This is a genomic window from Burkholderia sola (assembly GCF_905400185.1).
In the GTDB taxonomy this organism is placed as follows: Bacteria; Pseudomonadota; Gammaproteobacteria; order Burkholderiales; family Burkholderiaceae; genus Burkholderia; species Burkholderia sola.
In genome coordinates, this window is record NZ_FR989675.1 from 2,933,005 (window position 1) to 2,949,829 (window position 16,825).

A 16,825-nucleotide genomic window follows, 5' to 3' on the forward strand; every position below is an offset into this window, starting at 1 on the left:
CTCGCATGCGTGCGGATGGCGTTACGTGATCGTTTTCCATGCGCACACTGCCGTTGCCGCGAGCATCAGGAACCCGACCCAGGGTTTGGCACCTGTGGCCCTGGACCTCGCGAGCAACACGACCTGTGTGATCGCAACGACCATGAGCAATGCATAGCTGACCAGCGTATGGTCGCCAGCTTCGTCCTTGATCGCATCGATCGCGACGGATGGATCGATTTCATGCATCCACGCATACTTGTTCCCGGTGATCGTGATAACGACGAGCAATCCGATGACACATGCGACATGAGTGACGAAGCGGAGGAGACGGGCCATGTTTGCATCCTGATGCATTACTGCATGAGCCGAGTGAAGCGCGACCAATGCGTAACGATGAAGTTACCGTAGCTGGTATTTTGTCTTATTTGCTCGAGAGACAACCCACTTCCTCGGTTGTAGCGCGCGCCGATGATGCGAATTTGATCCATCGAGAACGGATATTGGATCCCATCGCGCTTCGCCAACTGGGCGAGATGACGCGCAACCACATCGATATTAAAAATATCGCGTTGAAGGCAGCGGGCCAAACTCCGAAATTGCGACGCTGACATTTGCGACGGATCCATTCCAAGCGTTTGTGCGGCCGTGCGAAGCTGCATGCTCACCGGGCCGAACGATGTCATCGCTGGATGACGTGTCAGTGTCAGATGCCTGTCGACGAACGGCGGACCACTCCAGTCGAACGTGCGCACTTCGAATGCAACGCGATCGATGAATTCAGGGTCGCCACCAACCTCGATCCAACATACGCCCGCGAGCATTTCCCGAGGTAGACGGTGGCGCCCCGCTGCTGCTCGGATATGGGACTTGTTGTGCACGACCCACGCATCCTTGAACGCCTGGATGTATTTGATGCCACCACTCCATCGCTCGGGCACAAGTTTCCACGCAAACAGATTGATCAACCCCCAGTTCGGGGAATTGTTTGATACCTCGCAAACCATGTCGCCCATTCAGGTCAAAGCCTCGCTCGAATTAATTTCACCACGATTGAATCGGCGATCATTATTCGGCGAATCGATTTGGCATCCTATAGAACGAGTACGAATTTGCGGCGGCAGGTGATTTTTCCGGGCGAATGCCCCGGTGGAATGCGTAACGATGGATGACAGCCACGTCGCCCGTTGGAGCGCAACGACGTGGCGTCAGGGACAACTCACCGCGCCAGCACGCGCGCATGATGCGCGAGGTGATCGGCGATGAACGTCGAGATGAAGTAGTACCCGTGGTCGTAGCCCGGATGGCGGCGCAGCGTCAGCGGCTGGCCGGCCTTCGCGCACGCGGCTTCGAACACGTCGGGGTTCAGCTGGTTCGCGAGGAATTGATCGGCGAGCCCCTGATCGACGAGGATGCCGTCCGCGAACTTCGGCGCATCGGCACGGGCGACCAGCTCGCTTGCGTCGTGCGCCTTCCACGCATCGCGATCGGCGCCGAGATAACCGGAGAACGCCTTCTCGCCCCACGGGCAGCGCGTCGGCGCGGCGATCGGCGCGAACGCCGACACCGACCGGTACAGGCCCGGATGACGCAACGCGAGCGTCAGCGCGCCGTGCCCGCCCATCGAGTGACCGAAGATGCCGAGCCGCGCGCCGTCGATCGGCAGCTCGGCCGTGACGAGTTCGCGCAGCTCGCCCGTCACGTACGACTCCATCCGGTAATGCGTCGACCACGGCGCTTCGGTCGCATCGACGTAGAAGCCCGCGCCGACGCCGAAGTCCCACGCATCGGTCTCGCCCGGCACGCCCGCGCCACGCGGGCTCGTATCGGGCATCACGAGCGCGATGCCGTGCTGCGCCGCGTATTGCTGCGCGCCGGCCTTGATCGCGAACGTCTCGTCGGTGCACGTGAGCCCCGCGAGATAGAACAGCGCCGGCACGCGCCCCTGCGCGGCCTGCGGCGGCACGTACACCGAGAACTTCATCGGCAGGCCGATGGCCGCCGAATCGTGACGGTAGAAACGCTGCTCGCCGCCGTGGCACGCATGCGAGGAAACGAGTTCGAGCATGGCGATGCGCTCCCGGTCAGTACAGCACGACCGAGCGGATCGACTCGCCGGCCTTCATCAGGTCGAAGCCTTCGTTGATCCGCTCGAGCGGCAGCGTATGCGTGATCAGGTCGTCGATGTTGATCTTGCCTTCCATGTACCAGTCGACGATCTTCGGCACGTCGGTGCGCCCGCGCGCGCCGCCGAACGCCGAGCCCTTCCATTCGCGGCCCGTCACCAGCTGGAACGGACGCGTGCTGATTTCCTCGCCCGCTGCCGCGACGCCGATGATGAACGACTGGCCCCAGCCCTTGTGCGTGCATTCGAGCGCCTGGCGCATCAGCTTCACGTTGCCGACGCATTCGAACGAATAGTCGGCGCCGCCGTCGGTCAGCTGCACGATGTGGTCGACGACGTTCTCGACTTCGTTCGGGTTGATGAAGTGCGTCATCCCGAACTTCTTCGCGAGCTCGACGCGCTTCGGGTTGATGTCCACGCCGATGATCTTGTCCGCGCCGACCATCTTCGCGCCCTGGATCACGTTCAGGCCGATCCCGCCGAGGCCGAATACGACCACGTTCGCGCCGGCCTCGACCTTCGCCGAGTACACGACCGCGCCGACGCCCGTCGTCACGCCGCAGCCGATGTAGCAGATCTTGTCGAACGGCGCGTCCTCGCGCACCTTCGCGACCGCGATCTCCGGCACGACGATGTAGTTCGAGAACGTCGACGTGCCCATGTAGTGGAACAGCGGCTTGCCGTCGAGCGAGAAGCGCGATGTCGCGTCCGGCATCAGGCCCTTGCCCTGCGTCGCGCGGATCTTCTGGCACAGGTTGGTCTTGCGCGACAGGCAGAACTTGCACTCGCGGCATTCGGGCGTGTAGAGCGGAATCACGTGGTCGCCCTTTCTCACGGTGCCAACGCCGGGGCCGACGTCGACCACCACGCCCGCGCCTTCATGGCCGAGGATCGCCGGGAAGATCCCTTCCGGATCGGCGCCCGACAGCGTGTAGTAGTCGGTATGGCAGATGCCCGTCGCCTTCACTTCGATCAGCACTTCGCCAGCGCGCGGCCCTTCGAGATCGACTTCCTCGATCGTCAGCGGCGCACCGGCCTTCCATGCAATCGCGGCTTTCGTTTTCATCGTGTCACTCCTCTGTGTGTCGGTGAGATCGGCCCGGGCCGGCGTGCGGCGCCGGCCCGGGTTTCATGCAAGGCGGTCGAAGCCGTGCCGCGCGGCACGGCGCAAGAATATCGTGCTCGCCATGATGGCCGCTCCCGCCGCGCATCGCGTGCGCGAAACGGTCGCCGGCTTGCCAGGATGCGTCATCGCTGGCGCAAAAGAACAAGTGGTCGAGTTTAAACGCCCGTCGTGAACCATGCATCCGTGCGGGCATACAGATCGACGAAGCGCGCGTGGCGTACGGCCAGCAGGCGGTCGTCGTGCGGTGCCGCGACCGGCGCAGCAGCCGGCGCCAGCGCGCGCAACGCGTCTTCACGCCAATGCCCGATCGCGACGCCCGCGAGCAAGGCGGCGCCGCGCGTCGCGGCGTTCGGGCAATCGATCGCGTGCAGCGACGCGCCGAGCGCATCGGCGAGCAACTGGCGCCAGCGCGGATCGACCGAGCCGCCGCCCGCGAGACGCAGCGTCGTCACCGCGTCACGGCGATCGGCATCGCGGATCGCATCGAGCCCCGCGCGCAACGCGAACGCGACGCCCTCGAACGCGGCGCGCATCATCGCGCCGCGCGTGTCGCCGAGCCCGAGGCCGAGCCAGCCGCCGCGCGCATCGGGGTTCATCCACGGCGAACGCTCGCCGGTCAGGTACGGCAGGAAGCACAGCCGCTCGGACGCCGGCTGCGCGAACGCGTCGTCATACGCATCGGCCCATTGCGCGTAGCCGAGCCAGCCGCGCACGGCTTCGAGCGCGAGCCCGACGTTCTGCATCGCCGCCATCGTGTAATAGCCGCCGCCCGTCGCCGCACGATAGCGATGCAAGCCGCGCCGCGCGGGCGGCAACGCATCCGCGAGCACGACGATCTGCCCGCCGCTGCCGGTCGTCAGCAACGCATCGCCTGCCGCGGCCAGCCCGCTGCCGAGCGCCGCGCATGCGGTGTCGGCCGCGCCCGTCGCGAGCGGCACGCCGGCCGGCAGGCCGAGCGCGGCGGCGGCCTGCGCGCCGAGCATGCCGCAGCGCGCGGTGGACGCGCGAACCGGCGCGAAGCGGTCGGCCGTCAGGCCGAGCGTGTCGATCAATGCAGTGTCCCACGCGCCGTCGGGCGTCGCGAGCGCCGTTGCGCACGCGTCGCTCGGATCGGCCGCCACGTCGCCGCCGAGCGCGATGCGCAGCCAGTCCTTCGGCTGCACGGCCCAGCGCGCGGCGCGTAGCGCGTCGGGTTCGTGCGCCGCCAGCCAGCGCAACAGCGGGCCGGCCATGCCGGGCGCGACGGGGTTCGGGGCGACGGGCAATCCGGCGACGGGTAATCCGGCGACGGGCCATCCGGCGGCAGGCCAGTCGGCCGCGTCCGCCTCGCGCACCGCGCGTGTGTCGGGCCACAGCAGCGCGGGCCGCACCGGCTGGCCGGCCGCGTCGATCAGCACGACGCCATGCATCTGGCCCGAAAAGCCGATCGCCGCGACCTGCGCACGCTCGTCGCCCGGCAGCCGCGCGGCCGCGCGCACGAGCGCCTGCCACCACGCGTCGGGCGCGATTTCCGCCCAGCCGGGCTGCGGCGACGACAACCCGTAAGGTTCGCTCGCGACGGCCCGCTCGACGCCGTCGGCATCGAGCGTGACGAGTTTGACAGAGCCGGTGCCGAGGTCGATTCCGAGCAGGCGCATGAGCTAAGAGGGATTCGAATGAACGGATGTCGATGATAACGGGATCGCGATGCGCACCGCGCTTTTTGCCGCCGCGTCGACGCATCGACCGTGGGGTCGGGCCGGCGCGTTCCACCGGGCTGCACCTTGCACGCAAAAGCGGTCGTTCGCGGGTTAACCCGGCACGATTTCCGAACACCGCTTTTTGCCACTATGCGGCCCGCCCGATACACACCATAAAGCACCCCATATTTGACAGGGGGGCCGGCGCTATTTTGAAGCGCTATAAAACCGGTACACCTCACTCCCGCGGCAGTTTCCCGATGATCGCCCCCCTGTTCCATACCGAAATGGCATATCGAACCAGCAAAGAACGGAATAGAACCCAGTGCTCTTGTTGCATGGATTCATTCCGAATAACTTCGTATCACCCCGAAAACAAGATCATGGAGTGAGACAGATGCAATCGAACACGGTCCATCCGTGCGATGAGGTGCTGCCGACCGGCAAGCTGGTAACGCTTGGCCTGCAACACGTCCTCGTCATGTACGCCGGCGCCGTCGCCGTGCCGCTTATCGTCGGCGCGGCGCTCAAGCTGCCGAAAGACCAGATCGCGTTCCTGATCAGCGCCGATCTGTTTTCGTGCGGCATCGCCACGCTGATCCAGACGCTCGGCCTGTGGATCTTCGGGATCCGCCTGCCGGTCATCATGGGCTGCACGTTCGCGGCCGTCGGTCCGATGATCGCGATCGGCACGAACCCGGGCCTCGGCATTCTCGACATCTTCGGTTCGACCATCGCGGCCGGCATCATCGGCATCGTGCTCGCGCCGACGATCGGCAAGCTGTTGCGGTTCTTCCCGCCCGTGGTGGTCGGCACGGTGATCGCGGTGATCGGGCTGTCGCTGATGGAAGTCGGCATCAACTGGGCGGCCGGCGGCGTCGGCAACCCCGAGTACGGCAGCCCCGTCTATCTCGGCCTGTCGCTGCTCGTGCTCACGCTGATCCTGCTGATCAACAAGTTCGGCCGCGGCTTCATCGCGAACATCTCGGTGCTGCTCGGCATCGTCGCCGGCTTCGTGATCGCGTTCGCGATCGGCCGCGTGAACACGGAAGGCGTGTCGCTTGCACCGTGGGTCGGCTTCGTGATGCCGTTCCACTTCGGCTGGCCGCACTTCGACCCGCTGTCGATCGTGACGATGGTCACGGTGATGTTCGTCACGTTCATCGAATCGACCGGCATGTTCCTCGCGGTCGGCGACATGGTCGATCGCCCGGTCAACCAGGAGCGCCTCGTGCGCGGCCTGCGCGTCGACGGCCTCGGCACGCTGATCGGCGGCATCTTCAACTCGTTTCCGCATACGTCGTTCTCGCAGAACGTCGGCCTGATCGGCGTGACGGGCGTGAAGAGCCGCTTCGTGTGCGCGACTGGCGGTGTGATCCTCGTGCTGCTCGGGCTGTTCCCGAAGATGGCGCAGGTCGTCGCGTCGGTGCCGCCGTTCGTGCTCGGCGGCGCGGGCATCGTGATGTTCGGGATGGTCGCCGCGAACGGCATCAAGGTGCTGTCGAAGGTCGACTTCGTGAACAACTCGCACAACCTGTTCATCGTCGCCGTGAGCGTCGGCATGGGCCTCGTGCCGGTCGTGTCGCCGCACTTCTTCTCGAAGCTGCCGCCCGCGCTCGCGCCGATCCTGCACAGCGGCATCCTGCTGGCGTCGGCCAGCGCCGTGATCCTGAACATCGTGTTCAACGGCGTGAAAGGCGAAAAGGATGCGCGCTGCGAGATTCGGCGCGCGGGGCACGATTTCGACGGGCGGCCCGCTGACGTGCATCACTGATCGCCTCGCGGCGAGCGTCCGCGCGGAGAAGCGGTAACGAAAAACGCCACGGCATGCCGTGGCGTTTTGCTTTGCGGGGACGGCGAAAGGCGGGGACGCACGGAGCGATCGTGCGAAGTGCGGTGTGCGATGACGGACACCAAGCACGCGTCGGCTTGTGGCGGCCGGCGCTTACCGCATGGTGCGCAAGGGGTTGCTGCACACCATCAAAATGTGCAGCACTGCGCGGCGGCTCGCGGCCAATGCCTCATTTCACTTGGCAAGGACATTCATGCGGGCAACCGGGAAGGAAGTCGATTTCTACTCGTCGGCCATTATCCGGCACACCGCTCAAATGATGCGACTTATAAAGCCTGGCGTCGACGTCGATAGGTGCTCGACCAAGCCCCAATGTGACTAGAAGCCCCTTGATACTTTCCGCGCGTTGTTGAGCCAGCACGTGCGGCTGTCTTTCGTCAGCTTCGGCAAGGCCACCGACAGACGTACGATCGAGATTGGGATATTTGAGTTGAAGGTCTATCGCCCAATTGGCCACCCTTGTGAGCTCATCGCCGGACACCTTGGCAGAATCTCTTTCAAACGAAACATCAAGCGTATGGACTGGGGAGCAGGCGAATGTCCCTGCCGAGAAAAATGCGAGTGCGATACATGCCCATATCAATTTTCCGTTGGACCCAATCAGATTCAACCAGGATCGCGCTGCCACACCGCCTCTAATCCTCATAGATAACATACCCGGCAATGCTATCCGCATTATCGATTGCGAGATCGGGGCGCGTCCGAGCCAATACCAAGCACTCGCGCATGAAATATTGATGATCCTGAGCGCCAAAAGTGTCGGCAAAATGAGTGCACTCATGAATCAGTGTCGACAACATCGAGTCCTTTGCACTGGATATGGGGCGCATCCCACAAAAATTCTCGTGGATACAAATAGTATGTGTAGCGGTGTCCGGGGTGCAAACATGCGCGACGGCACCATCAGGGTCCTTGTTATTCGGCGTACAACCAAGATATCGATCAAGCTCCTCTGATTGGCGAACAAAATTTCCAGGCTTGAGATCGCGCATCACCCGACTGACTCGTGCGAGGCCGACTGTCAGACGTTGCCGAATCGTTTCATCGCTTGAGCCAAACCACGTTGCGACGCGCTGACGTTCGACCGCCCCCCACTTGCGCAAGTCTACGAGCCGTACATCAATCATTTGTACGGCTCTATCGCGTAACGTTAGAACCATACGGCGAAATTCCGCATCAGTCATGTTTGGGCAGATGGGTGGCCCGTTCGATATCAATGCCTCGATCAACGAACCTTCTTTCGTGTCCGTCATCGCCTCTGCAATCTCCACACGATCGCCGTCACTCATTCTATTTCTCCGATGACCTCGAGCTTTACCGATTCGGCCTCCGGCGTGATCACTCGCACAGTATGCCCCTGCGCATCGGTAATCCCTGAAGCCAGCACGTCGCCACGGCAATTTGTGATCCAATACCGCGCGCCAACAACAGGTTTCCTGGACTTCTTGTTGCGAATAACGAACTGCTGATCGTGGACTGCCGTGCCTCTTCTTACAGGGGCGACGCCTAAGCCATGCTTGCCCGTCAACCGCGCCACCTCGTCTGCGGCAAAGGTCATCTTCATGCCGCGCTCGGCATAGAAAACCGGTGGCGGCTTGCAATCGCAGACGTTGATATCACCACTCAACGCCCACGGCTTGCCGTTTGGCCCTGTGCCCGGCCAGCGTGGACCCACCGGGGCGACAAACCCTTCCTGCTTGCATGCCGTGCAGTACGTCTTCATGTACAGCGTTGCGATTTGCACGCGCGGCGGTGGATTGGAACAGGTTACGTCCTCCAATCCTTCTGTAATCGTGGCGCTGCCGCCCTGATCCCCTTTGGCAAGGAAATAACGAATCATGAGGTCTCGCCTCGATGCACAACGGTTGGACGCTTCGCCACGGTGAAGGCGTTAGCGGATACCAGACCATCACGCTCAGGGCTATCGGTAATGACGTCGCCGTTATCCAGTTCGCTACCGACGAAAGCCAGCGGCTGGAAGTCTCCGTTATCCACCAGCCCAAGACCGCTTATGATTCGCGCGGTCGAACCGTCTGCGTAGTGAATTTGATCACCCACGACGCCAGCCTTGCCAAGCCCAACGCCGGTGTCCCACGTGCCGGTAGCTTCGCGCAATGCACCGCCTCGCGCGGTCGTGGCTCCTCGTACAGCCAACCTGTATCGCGGCAGTGCAGGCGGCGGCGCATAATCCTCGTTAAACAACCCTCCGGCCGTTTCGCCAACCGGTACGTGAATTCCCGACAACCGCTGAAGCGTTTCGACGATACGATCGCCGTTGCTCAACCTGCTACCCACCAGCGCAAACGGCTTGTCGCTGCAAATCGCATATTCGCCTGCACCATCCACGATGACGGCCTCGCTGCCATCCTCGTAAGTGACGACATCGCCAACACGGGCAACGACAAGCCCGGCGACTGTGAGGCCGCTCGTAGCCTCGGTTACCCGCCCACCGCGCTCAGTGAGCGCGCCGATGGTGGCAAAAAGATCGGGCGGTGCAGTCTGCTCGCTCTTCATCCGGATTTCCTTTCTCGACAATGGGTGAGAAATGCTCCATGCACAATTTGCACGGACGAGAAAAAAGAACCAATCAGACGAGTTCGAATTTCGTATAACTAATCGTTATAAAGACCGTCCAACAGCAAATGAGCCTGAGTTGGGCGAAATGAGCGGGGATTTGGCGGCCGGGCGACAGGCTACCGGAGAGGGATGATCATCGATTGGGCGAAACGAGAATCTGCACGGTTAGTCCGTATGCGTCGTGCTCGACGGCGCCCGGCCCCTGGATTTCGCGCCCGCTGCAGATGTAGACGCGTGTCCCGCGTGGATCGCCGCAGCACTCCCACGCGAGGTTACCGCGCACTTAAGGACCAACAATCATGGACGAGCCTTACGTTTCCTTCGTTACGCTTCGCATCGTTCGTAACGGCCAGCTTGCGACAGGACTAACAACGTCCTGCCTGCGCGCGAAGCGACCGCACGCAGGCAGGATTACCGCATGTTACCCGTTCGTCGCCGACGCAGGCGCCGGAGCCGCCGCCTTGTCGTAGTCGACCGGTGCATCCGGTGCGCGCGGCGCTTCGCCGGCGCGCTGGATCCACCCACCGCCGAGTGCGCGGTACAGATCGACCAGGTTCGTCCAGCGCGCCAGGCGCGCGCTGATCAGCGACTGCTGCGCGGAGTACAGATCCGTCTGCGCGGTCAGCACCGACAGATAGCTGTCCACACCGTTCTTGTAACGCAGGTCCGACAGGTCGAAGCGACGCTGCTGCGCGTGCTCGTTGCGCTCCAATGCCGCGATCTGCTGATCGTACGTGCCGCGTGCGGCAAGCCCGTCCGACACTTCGCGGAACGCCGACTGGATCGCCTTCTCGTAGTTCGCGATCTCGATGCGCTTCTGCACATGCGCGAGATTCAGGTTCGCGATGTTCTGACCGCCTTCGAAGATCGGCATCGTGATCTGCGGCGCGAACGACCACGCCGCCGTGCCGGCCTTGAACAGGCCGCCCAGCGTCGGGCTGCCGGTGCCGAACGCGCCCGTCAGCGAGATCTTCGGGAAGAACGCCGCGCGCGCCGCGCCGATGTTCGCGTTCGCGGCCAGCAGCGTCTGCTCGGCCTGCATCACGTCCGGACGACGCGTCAGCAGATCCGACGGCAACCCGGCCGGCACGTCCGTCAGCAGGTTCTGCGCGTCGAGCGGCATGCCCGCCGGCAGATCGTCCGGCAGCGGCTCGCCGATCAGCAGCACCAGCGCGTTCAGCGCCTGTGCGCGCGCACGTGCCTGCGCCTGCTGGTTCGCGAGCGCCGTCTCGACTACCGTCTGCGCCTGACGCAGCTCGAGCTCGGAGCCCGTGCCGTTGTCGAATTGCAGCTTGGTCAGGTCGTACGACGCCTGCGCGGTCTTCAGCGTGTCCTCCGTGACCTTCAGCAGGTCATCGGTCGACAGCAGCGTCAGGTACTGATCGGCCACCTGCGACACCAGCGAGATCTCCGACGCCTGCCGTGCGTACGACGTCGACAGGTACTGCGCGAGCGCCTGGTCCTTCAGGCTCTGCACGCGGCCGAACAGATCGAGCTCCCACGACGCCGACAATCCGACGTTGTAGGCGCGCGAGATGTACGGCGCACCGGTCTGCGAAAGACCCTGCGGCACGCGCTGGATGCTGCCCGTGCCCGTCCCGTCGAGCGTCGGGAACAGCCCCGCACGCGTGATCTGGTACTGCGCACGCGCGGCCTCGACGTTCAGCACCGACACGCGCAGGTCGCGGTTGTTTTTCAGCGCGATCTCGATCAGCCGCTGCAGGCGCGGATCGACGAAGAACTCGCGCCAGCCGATGGCAGTCGCCGCCTGGCCGTTCGCGCTGCGCGCGCCGGCCGCGCCCGGCTGCGTCGCGTAGACGCCGCCGGCCGGGTACGCCTGCGCGACGGGCGCGTCGGGCCGCGTGTAATGCGGCGCCATCGTGCAGCCCGCGGCAAAGAGCGCGACTGCGATTGCAGTCAAAGCGTGTTTTTGCATCATCACTGTCCCTTGTTGCCTTGGTCGCCGTTGCCCGGCTTCTCTTCGTGGTGCGAGTGCTCCTGAGCCAGGCGCAGCGCCTCGTCGGCATCTTCCTTCTCGCCGCTGAAGATCGCACGGATCTTCACGAAGAACATCGGGATCATGAAGATCGCGAGGAACGTCGCCGTGATCATCCCGCCGATCACGCCCGTACCGATCGCGTGCTGGCTGGCCGAACCCGCGCCGTTGCTGATCGCGAGCGGCATCACGCCGAGAATGAACGCGAGCGACGTCATCAGGATTGGACGCAGCCGCAGGCGCGCCGCTTCCAGCGCGGCCTCGATCGGCCCCATCTTCTCCGTCTGCTGCAGTTCGCGCGCGAACTCGACGATCAGGATCGCGTTCTTCGCGGACAAGCCCACGGTGGTCAGCAGGCCGACCTGGAAGAACACGTCGTTCTCGAGGCCGCGCATCGTGGCCGCGAGCAGCGCACCGATCACGCCGAGCGGCACGACCATGATCACCGAGAACGGAATCGACCAGCTTTCATACAGCGCCGCGAGACACAGGAACACGACGAGAATCGAGATCGCGTACAGGATCGGCGCCTGCGAACCGGACTGGATTTCCTGGAACGACAGGCCCGTCCACGAATAGCCGATACCGACCGGCAGCTTCTTCGCGAGCGTTTCCATCGCGGCCATCGCCTGACCGGTCGACTTGCCCGGTGCGGCCTGGCCCTGGATTTCCATCGCCGACACGCCGTTGTAGCGCTCGAGCTTCGGCGAACCGTACGTCCAGTGACCGGTCGCGAACGCGCTGAACGGCACCATCCCGCCCGACCCGTTGCGCACGTACCAGATGTTCATGTCTTCCGGCGTCATCCGGAACGGCGCGTCGGCCTGCACGTACACCTTCTTGATCCGGCCGTCGGTGTCGAGGAAGTTGTTCACGTACTTCGACGCCCACGCGATCGAGAACGTCTGGTCGATCGCATCCGCCGTCACGCCCAGCGCATTCGCCTTCTCGCGGTCGATGTCGACCTTGTACTGCGGCGTGTCGTTCAGGCCGTTCGGACGGACACCCTGCAGCGTCGGATCCTTCGAAGCCATCCCGAGCAGCTGGTTACGCGCGGCCATCAGCGCGTCGTGGCCGAGACCGGCGTTGTCCGTCAGCTCGAAGTCGAAGCCGGCAGCGGTACCGAGTTCCGGAATCGACGGCGGGTTGAACGGAATCACGAGCGCGTCCTTGTAGCTCCCGTAACGCCCGAACATCCGGCCGATCAGCGCCTGCACCTTCTGGTTCGCATGCTGACGCTGCGAATAGTCCTTCAAGCGGACGAACACGAGACCGGAGTTCTGGCCGCGGCCCGCGAAGCTGAAGCCGTTGACCGTGAACGCCGATTCGACGATTTCCTTCTCGTCCTTCAGCAGGTAGTCGGAAATGTTCGCGAGCGTCTTCGCGGTCGTTTCCTGCGTCGAACCCGACGGCGTCTGCACGATCACGAACATCAGGCCCTGGTCTTCATCGGGCAGGAACGACTTCGGCAGGCGCACGAACAGCAGCCCGACCGCGACGATCACGACCAGATAGATGATGAGCCAGCGGCCCGAGCGCTTGATCACGTGGTGCACGCCGACGTGGTACTTGTCGCGGCTGGTGTTGAACGTGCGGTTGAACCAGCCGAAGAAGCCCTTCTTCTCCTCGTGATGCCCTTGCGGGATCGGCTTGAGGATCGTCGCGCACAGTGCCGGCGTCAGAATCAACGCGACCAGCACCGACAGCACCATCGCCGACACGATCGTCAGCGAGAACTGACGATAGATCGCGCCGACCGACCCGCCGGAAAACGCGACCGGCACGAACACCGCCGACAGCACGAGCGCCACGCCGACGAGTGCGCCGGTGATCTGGCCCATCGCCTTGCGGGTCGCCTCCTTCGGCGACAGCCCTTCTTCGGCCATCACGCGCTCGACGTTCTCGACCACCACGATCGCATCGTCGACCAGCAGGCCGATCGCGAGCACGAGGCCGAACATCGACAGCGTGTTGATCGAGAAGCCGACCATCGACATGATCGCGAACGTACCGAGCAGCACGACCGGCACCGCGATCGTCGGGATGATCGTCGCCCGCAGGTTCTGCAGGAACAGATACATCACGAGGAACACGAGCACGATACCTTCGAGCAGCGTCTTGACCACTTCCTCGATCGACAGCTTCACGAACGGCGTCGTGTCGTACGGATACTTGACGACGAGGCCGTGCGGGAAGAACGGTGCGAGCTCGTCGATCTTCGCGCGCACGGCCTTCGCGGTCGCGAGCGCGTTCGCGTTGGTCGCGAGCTGGATACCGAGTGCCGCGGTCGGCTGACCGTTGTACTTCGTGTCGAAGTTGTAGTTTTCGCCGCCGAGGCCGATCTGCGCGACGTCCTTCAGGCGAACCTGCGAGCCGTCCTGGTTGACCTTCAGCAGGATGTTGCCGAACTGCTCGGGCGTCTGCAGCAGCGTCGATTCGGTGATCGTCGCCTGCAGCACGGTGCCGGGCTTGGCCGGCGTGCCGCCGATCTGGCCGCCCGCGATCTGCACGTTCTGCGCGGTGATCGCCGAGCTGACGTCGACCGGCGTGAGGCCGTAGTTGGTCAGGCGGTTCGGATCGAGCCAGATCCGCATCGCGTACTGCGAGCCGAACAGCGTGACGGTACCGACGCCGTTCAGCCGGCTGATCGGATCCTTCACGTGCGACGCCACGAAGTTCGCGAGGTCGTACTTGTTCATGCTGCCGTCTTCGGAGTTGAAGGCGAGCACCAGCAGGAAGCTGCTGCTCGACTTCGTGACCGACAGACCGAGCTGCTGCACGACCTGCGGCAGAACCGGCGTCGCGAGCGACAGCTTGTTCTGCACCTGGACCTGCGCAATGTCGGCGTTGGTGCCCGGCGCGAAGGTCAGCGTGATCGTTGCGTTGCCCGAGTCGTCACTCGTCGACGACATGTACAGGAAGTTGTCGAGACCGCTCATCTGCTGCTCGATCACCTGCGTCACCGTGTCTTCCACCGTCTTCGCGGAAGCGCCCGGGTAGTTCGCGGTGATCTGGATCGATGGCGGCGCGATCGTCGGATACTGCGAGATCGGCAGCGTGAAGATCGCCGCAACCCCGGCCAGCATCAGGATGATGGCGATCACCCACGCGAAGATCGGGCGATCGATAAAAAACTTTGCCATGAAACAGGCTCCCTGTTATTTCGCGCTCGAGGCAGCGGCAGCACTCGCCGGCGCGGCGCCCGATGCGGCGGCACCGGAAGCGGCAGCGGCGCCGGACCCGGCGGCGGCCGGCGCGGCGGGGGCAGCAGCACCCGAGGCGGCATCGGCCGCCGGAGCGAGCTGCGCGGGGACCGTCTTCACGGTCGCGCCCGGGCGCACCTTGTCGACGCCTTGCACGATCACGTGATCTCCTGCCTGCAGACCGCCTTCGACGACCCAGTTCGGGCCTTGCATGCCGGTGGTCTTCAGCGGACGCGGCTCGACCTTGTTGCTGGCGTTCACCACCATCGCGATCGCCTGGCCCTTCTGGTCATGCGTGACGCCGATCTGCGGCACCAGGAACGCGTTCTCGTTCACGCCTTCCTCGATCCGTGCGCGCACGAACATCCCCGGCAGCAGCACGCGGCCCGGGTTCGGGAACACCGCGCGGATCGTCACCGAGCCGGTGGTCTGGTCGACCGTCACGTCCGAGAACTGCAGCTTGCCGGCTTCCGAATAGGTCTTGCCGTCTTCGAGGATCAGCGACACCTTCGCCGCGCCCGGGCCGCTCGTCTTCAGGCGGCCGCTCTGCACGTCCTGACGCAGCTTCAGCCCTTCGAGGCTCGACTGCGTGAGGTCGACGTACACCGGATCGAGCTGCTGCACCGTCGACATCAGCGTCGCCTGGCTCGCCTGCACGTATGCGCCCGGCGTCACCTGCGAGATGCCGACGCGGCCGCTGATCGGCGACACGACGTCCGTATAGCCGAGGTTGATCTGCGCGGTGTCGACCGCCGCCTTGCCGGCCGCGACGTCCGCAGCGGCCTGGCCTTGCGTGGCGACCGCGTTGTCGTAGTCTTGCTTGCTGACCGCGTTCGCGGCGACCAGCACCTTGTAGCGCGCGACCAGCGCGTTCTGCGTGACGAGGTTCGCCTGCGCCTTCGCGAGCGTCGCCTTCGCGCTGTTCAGCGCGGCGATGTACGGCGCCGGATCGATCTTGTAGAGACGCTGACCGGCCTTGACGTCGGTGCCTTCGGTGAATTCGCGGCGCAGCACGATGCCGTCGACCCGCGCGCGGACCTGCGCGACGAGGAATGCACTGGTGCGGCCCGGCAGGTCGGTGAAGACCGGTACGGCTTGCGGCTGGACGGTGACGACGCCGACTTCCGGCGTTTGCGGCGGCGGTGCCGATTCTTTTTTCCCGCACGCGGCCAGGAAAACGGCGGCCGTCGCGACAGTGATTAAGCGGTATGGAACCCGTTCGACGCGCATGGAGCGACCTCTGTGTATAACCAATGGAATAAGTGCCGCGCCCGAGCGGAGCGCAACACGGATGCGCCTCGCGGCGCTGATCGAACACCTGAATTACTGGACTGCTAGAGACTGCTGGATACAGCAAGTCGGCACGAGACCTCCGTGCCGACGGGACGCCGCGAACTGCGGACAAGTACTAGGGCGGGAATCAGCAGAGTGGGATATTAACTGATTGCCACTTGGGTCATTCGATCGTAGGGTGGTATTGTATATACATTCACGAATGTATGTAAAAAGCCCGTTTGTACGCCGCCGGCTGTCCAGTCTTACGAATTGTTACCGGAAGCAAGCATAGCCCGTCTGCATGACGGCGACGAGGGGTGGCGACCCTCTATTCACCGACGATCGATCCAATCAGGCCTGCACATGGTCAGACGTACCAAGGAGGAGGCGCTCGAGACGCGCAATCGCATTCTCGACGCCGCCGAACACGTGTTCTTCGAGAAAGGCGTGTCGCACACGTCGCTCGCGGACATCGCCCAGCACGCCGGCGTGACGCGCGGCGCGATCTACTGGCATTTCGCGAACAAGAGCGAACTGTTCGATGCGATGTTCAACCGCGTGCTCCTGCCGATCGACGAACTGAAGCGGATGCCGCTCGACGCGCCGGGCGGCAATCCGCTCGATAAGGTGCGCCAGATCCTGATCTGGTGCCTGCTCGGCGTGCAGCGCGACCCGCAGCTGCGGCGCGTGTTCAGCATCATGTTCATGAAGTGCGAATACGTCGCGGACATGGAGCCGCTGCTCCAGCGCAACCGCGCGGGGATGAGCGAGGCGCTGCACATGATCGACGCCGATCTCGCGGTGGCCGTGGGGCTCAAGCTGCTGCCCGAGCGGCTCGACACGTGGCGCGCGACGCTGATGCTGCACACGCTCGTCAGCGGCTTCGTGCGCGACATGCTGATGCTGCCCGACGAGATCGACGCCGAGCAGCATGCGGAAAAGCTCGTCGACGGCTGCTTCGACATGCTGCGCTACAGCCCGGCGATGCTGAAGGACGGCGACTGACCGCGCGG

14 protein-coding genes are annotated in these 16,825 nt (G+C 64.1%); 2 read left to right on the forward strand and 12 right to left on the reverse strand.

Translation table 11 applies throughout. The features are described from left to right. Window positions 1-21: 21 nt before the first annotated feature. From KR541_RS13545 to KR541_RS13565, 5 genes are all read right to left on the reverse strand, one after another. On the reverse strand, window positions 22-318 hold the full coding sequence (locus KR541_RS13545; protein ID WP_050016983.1) for a hypothetical protein: 297 nt from the start codon (window positions 316-318) through the stop codon (window positions 22-24). A gap of 17 nt (window positions 319-335) precedes the next feature. Further along, a complete protein-coding gene (locus tag KR541_RS13550) occupies window positions 336-995 on the reverse strand; it encodes a hypothetical protein (RefSeq protein WP_089488771.1) in 660 nt (219 codons plus the stop codon). Window positions 996-1,198: 203 nt separating this feature from the next. After that, window positions 1,199-2,047, reverse strand: coding sequence for an S-formylglutathione hydrolase (fghA, locus tag KR541_RS13555; protein ID WP_124654457.1), 849 nt, complete (start codon window positions 2,045-2,047; stop codon window positions 1,199-1,201). A 16-nt stretch (window positions 2,048-2,063) separates the two neighbouring features. Continuing rightward, a complete protein-coding gene (locus KR541_RS13560; RefSeq protein ID WP_006483756.1) occupies window positions 2,064-3,170 on the reverse strand; it encodes an S-(hydroxymethyl)glutathione dehydrogenase/class III alcohol dehydrogenase in 1,107 nt (368 codons plus the stop codon). A 215-nt stretch (window positions 3,171-3,385) separates the two neighbouring features. After that, window positions 3,386-4,867: a xylulokinase gene (locus tag KR541_RS13565; RefSeq protein WP_216089586.1), complete on the reverse strand. Its 1,482-nt coding sequence runs from the start codon at window positions 4,865-4,867 to the stop codon at window positions 3,386-3,388. 439 nt (window positions 4,868-5,306) lie between these two features. On the opposite strand from KR541_RS13565, the gene KR541_RS13570 reads away from it, so the two are divergent. Then, on the forward strand, window positions 5,307-6,683 hold the full coding sequence (locus KR541_RS13570) for a nucleobase:cation symporter-2 family protein (RefSeq protein ID WP_050016976.1): 1,377 nt from the start codon (window positions 5,307-5,309) through the stop codon (window positions 6,681-6,683). A gap of 247 nt (window positions 6,684-6,930) precedes the next feature. On the opposite strand, the gene KR541_RS13575 is transcribed toward KR541_RS13570, so the two are convergent. The 7 genes from KR541_RS13575 to KR541_RS13605 form a co-directional block, all read right to left on the reverse strand. Then, a complete protein-coding gene (locus tag KR541_RS13575) occupies window positions 6,931-7,371 on the reverse strand; it encodes an OmpA family protein (RefSeq protein ID WP_124631677.1) in 441 nt (146 codons plus the stop codon). Between the two features lie 25 nt (window positions 7,372-7,396). After that, entirely contained in the window at window positions 7,397-8,050 is a 654-nt protein-coding gene (locus KR541_RS13580) for a M35 family metalloendopeptidase (protein ID WP_089488775.1), read from the reverse strand. Continuing rightward, window positions 8,047-8,601, reverse strand: coding sequence for a PAAR domain-containing protein (locus KR541_RS13585; protein WP_050018264.1), 555 nt, complete (start codon window positions 8,599-8,601; stop codon window positions 8,047-8,049). Before KR541_RS13585 ends, KR541_RS13580 begins: the two co-directional genes overlap by 4 nt. Further along, complete coding sequence (locus KR541_RS13590; protein ID WP_050018263.1) at window positions 8,598-9,275, reverse strand: PAAR domain-containing protein; 678 nt, start codon at window positions 9,273-9,275, stop codon at window positions 8,598-8,600. The genes KR541_RS13585 and KR541_RS13590 overlap by 4 nt, the downstream gene beginning before the upstream one ends. 484 nt (window positions 9,276-9,759) lie before the next feature. After that, window positions 9,760-11,277: an efflux transporter outer membrane subunit gene (locus tag KR541_RS13595; protein ID WP_176016111.1), complete on the reverse strand. Its 1,518-nt coding sequence runs from the start codon at window positions 11,275-11,277 to the stop codon at window positions 9,760-9,762. After that, window positions 11,277-14,477: an efflux RND transporter permease BpeB gene (gene bpeB / locus KR541_RS13600; RefSeq protein WP_060734073.1), complete on the reverse strand. Its 3,201-nt coding sequence runs from the start codon at window positions 14,475-14,477 to the stop codon at window positions 11,277-11,279. The genes KR541_RS13595 and bpeB overlap by 1 nt, the downstream gene beginning before the upstream one ends. 15 nt (window positions 14,478-14,492) lie before the next feature. Then, window positions 14,493-15,767 carry an efflux RND transporter periplasmic adaptor subunit gene (locus KR541_RS13605; RefSeq protein WP_089488777.1) on the reverse strand — a complete coding sequence of 425 codons (1,275 nt, stop codon included), beginning with the start codon at window positions 15,765-15,767 and terminating at the stop codon, window positions 14,493-14,495. A gap of 408 nt (window positions 15,768-16,175) precedes the next feature. Here KR541_RS13605 and KR541_RS13610 point away from each other — a divergent pair, with 408 nt between their 5' ends. Next, window positions 16,176-16,817 (forward strand): TetR family transcriptional regulator, encoded by a 642-nt coding sequence (locus tag KR541_RS13610; protein ID WP_050014522.1) that lies wholly within the window; start codon window positions 16,176-16,178, stop codon window positions 16,815-16,817. Window positions 16,818-16,825: the final 8 nt, after the last annotated feature.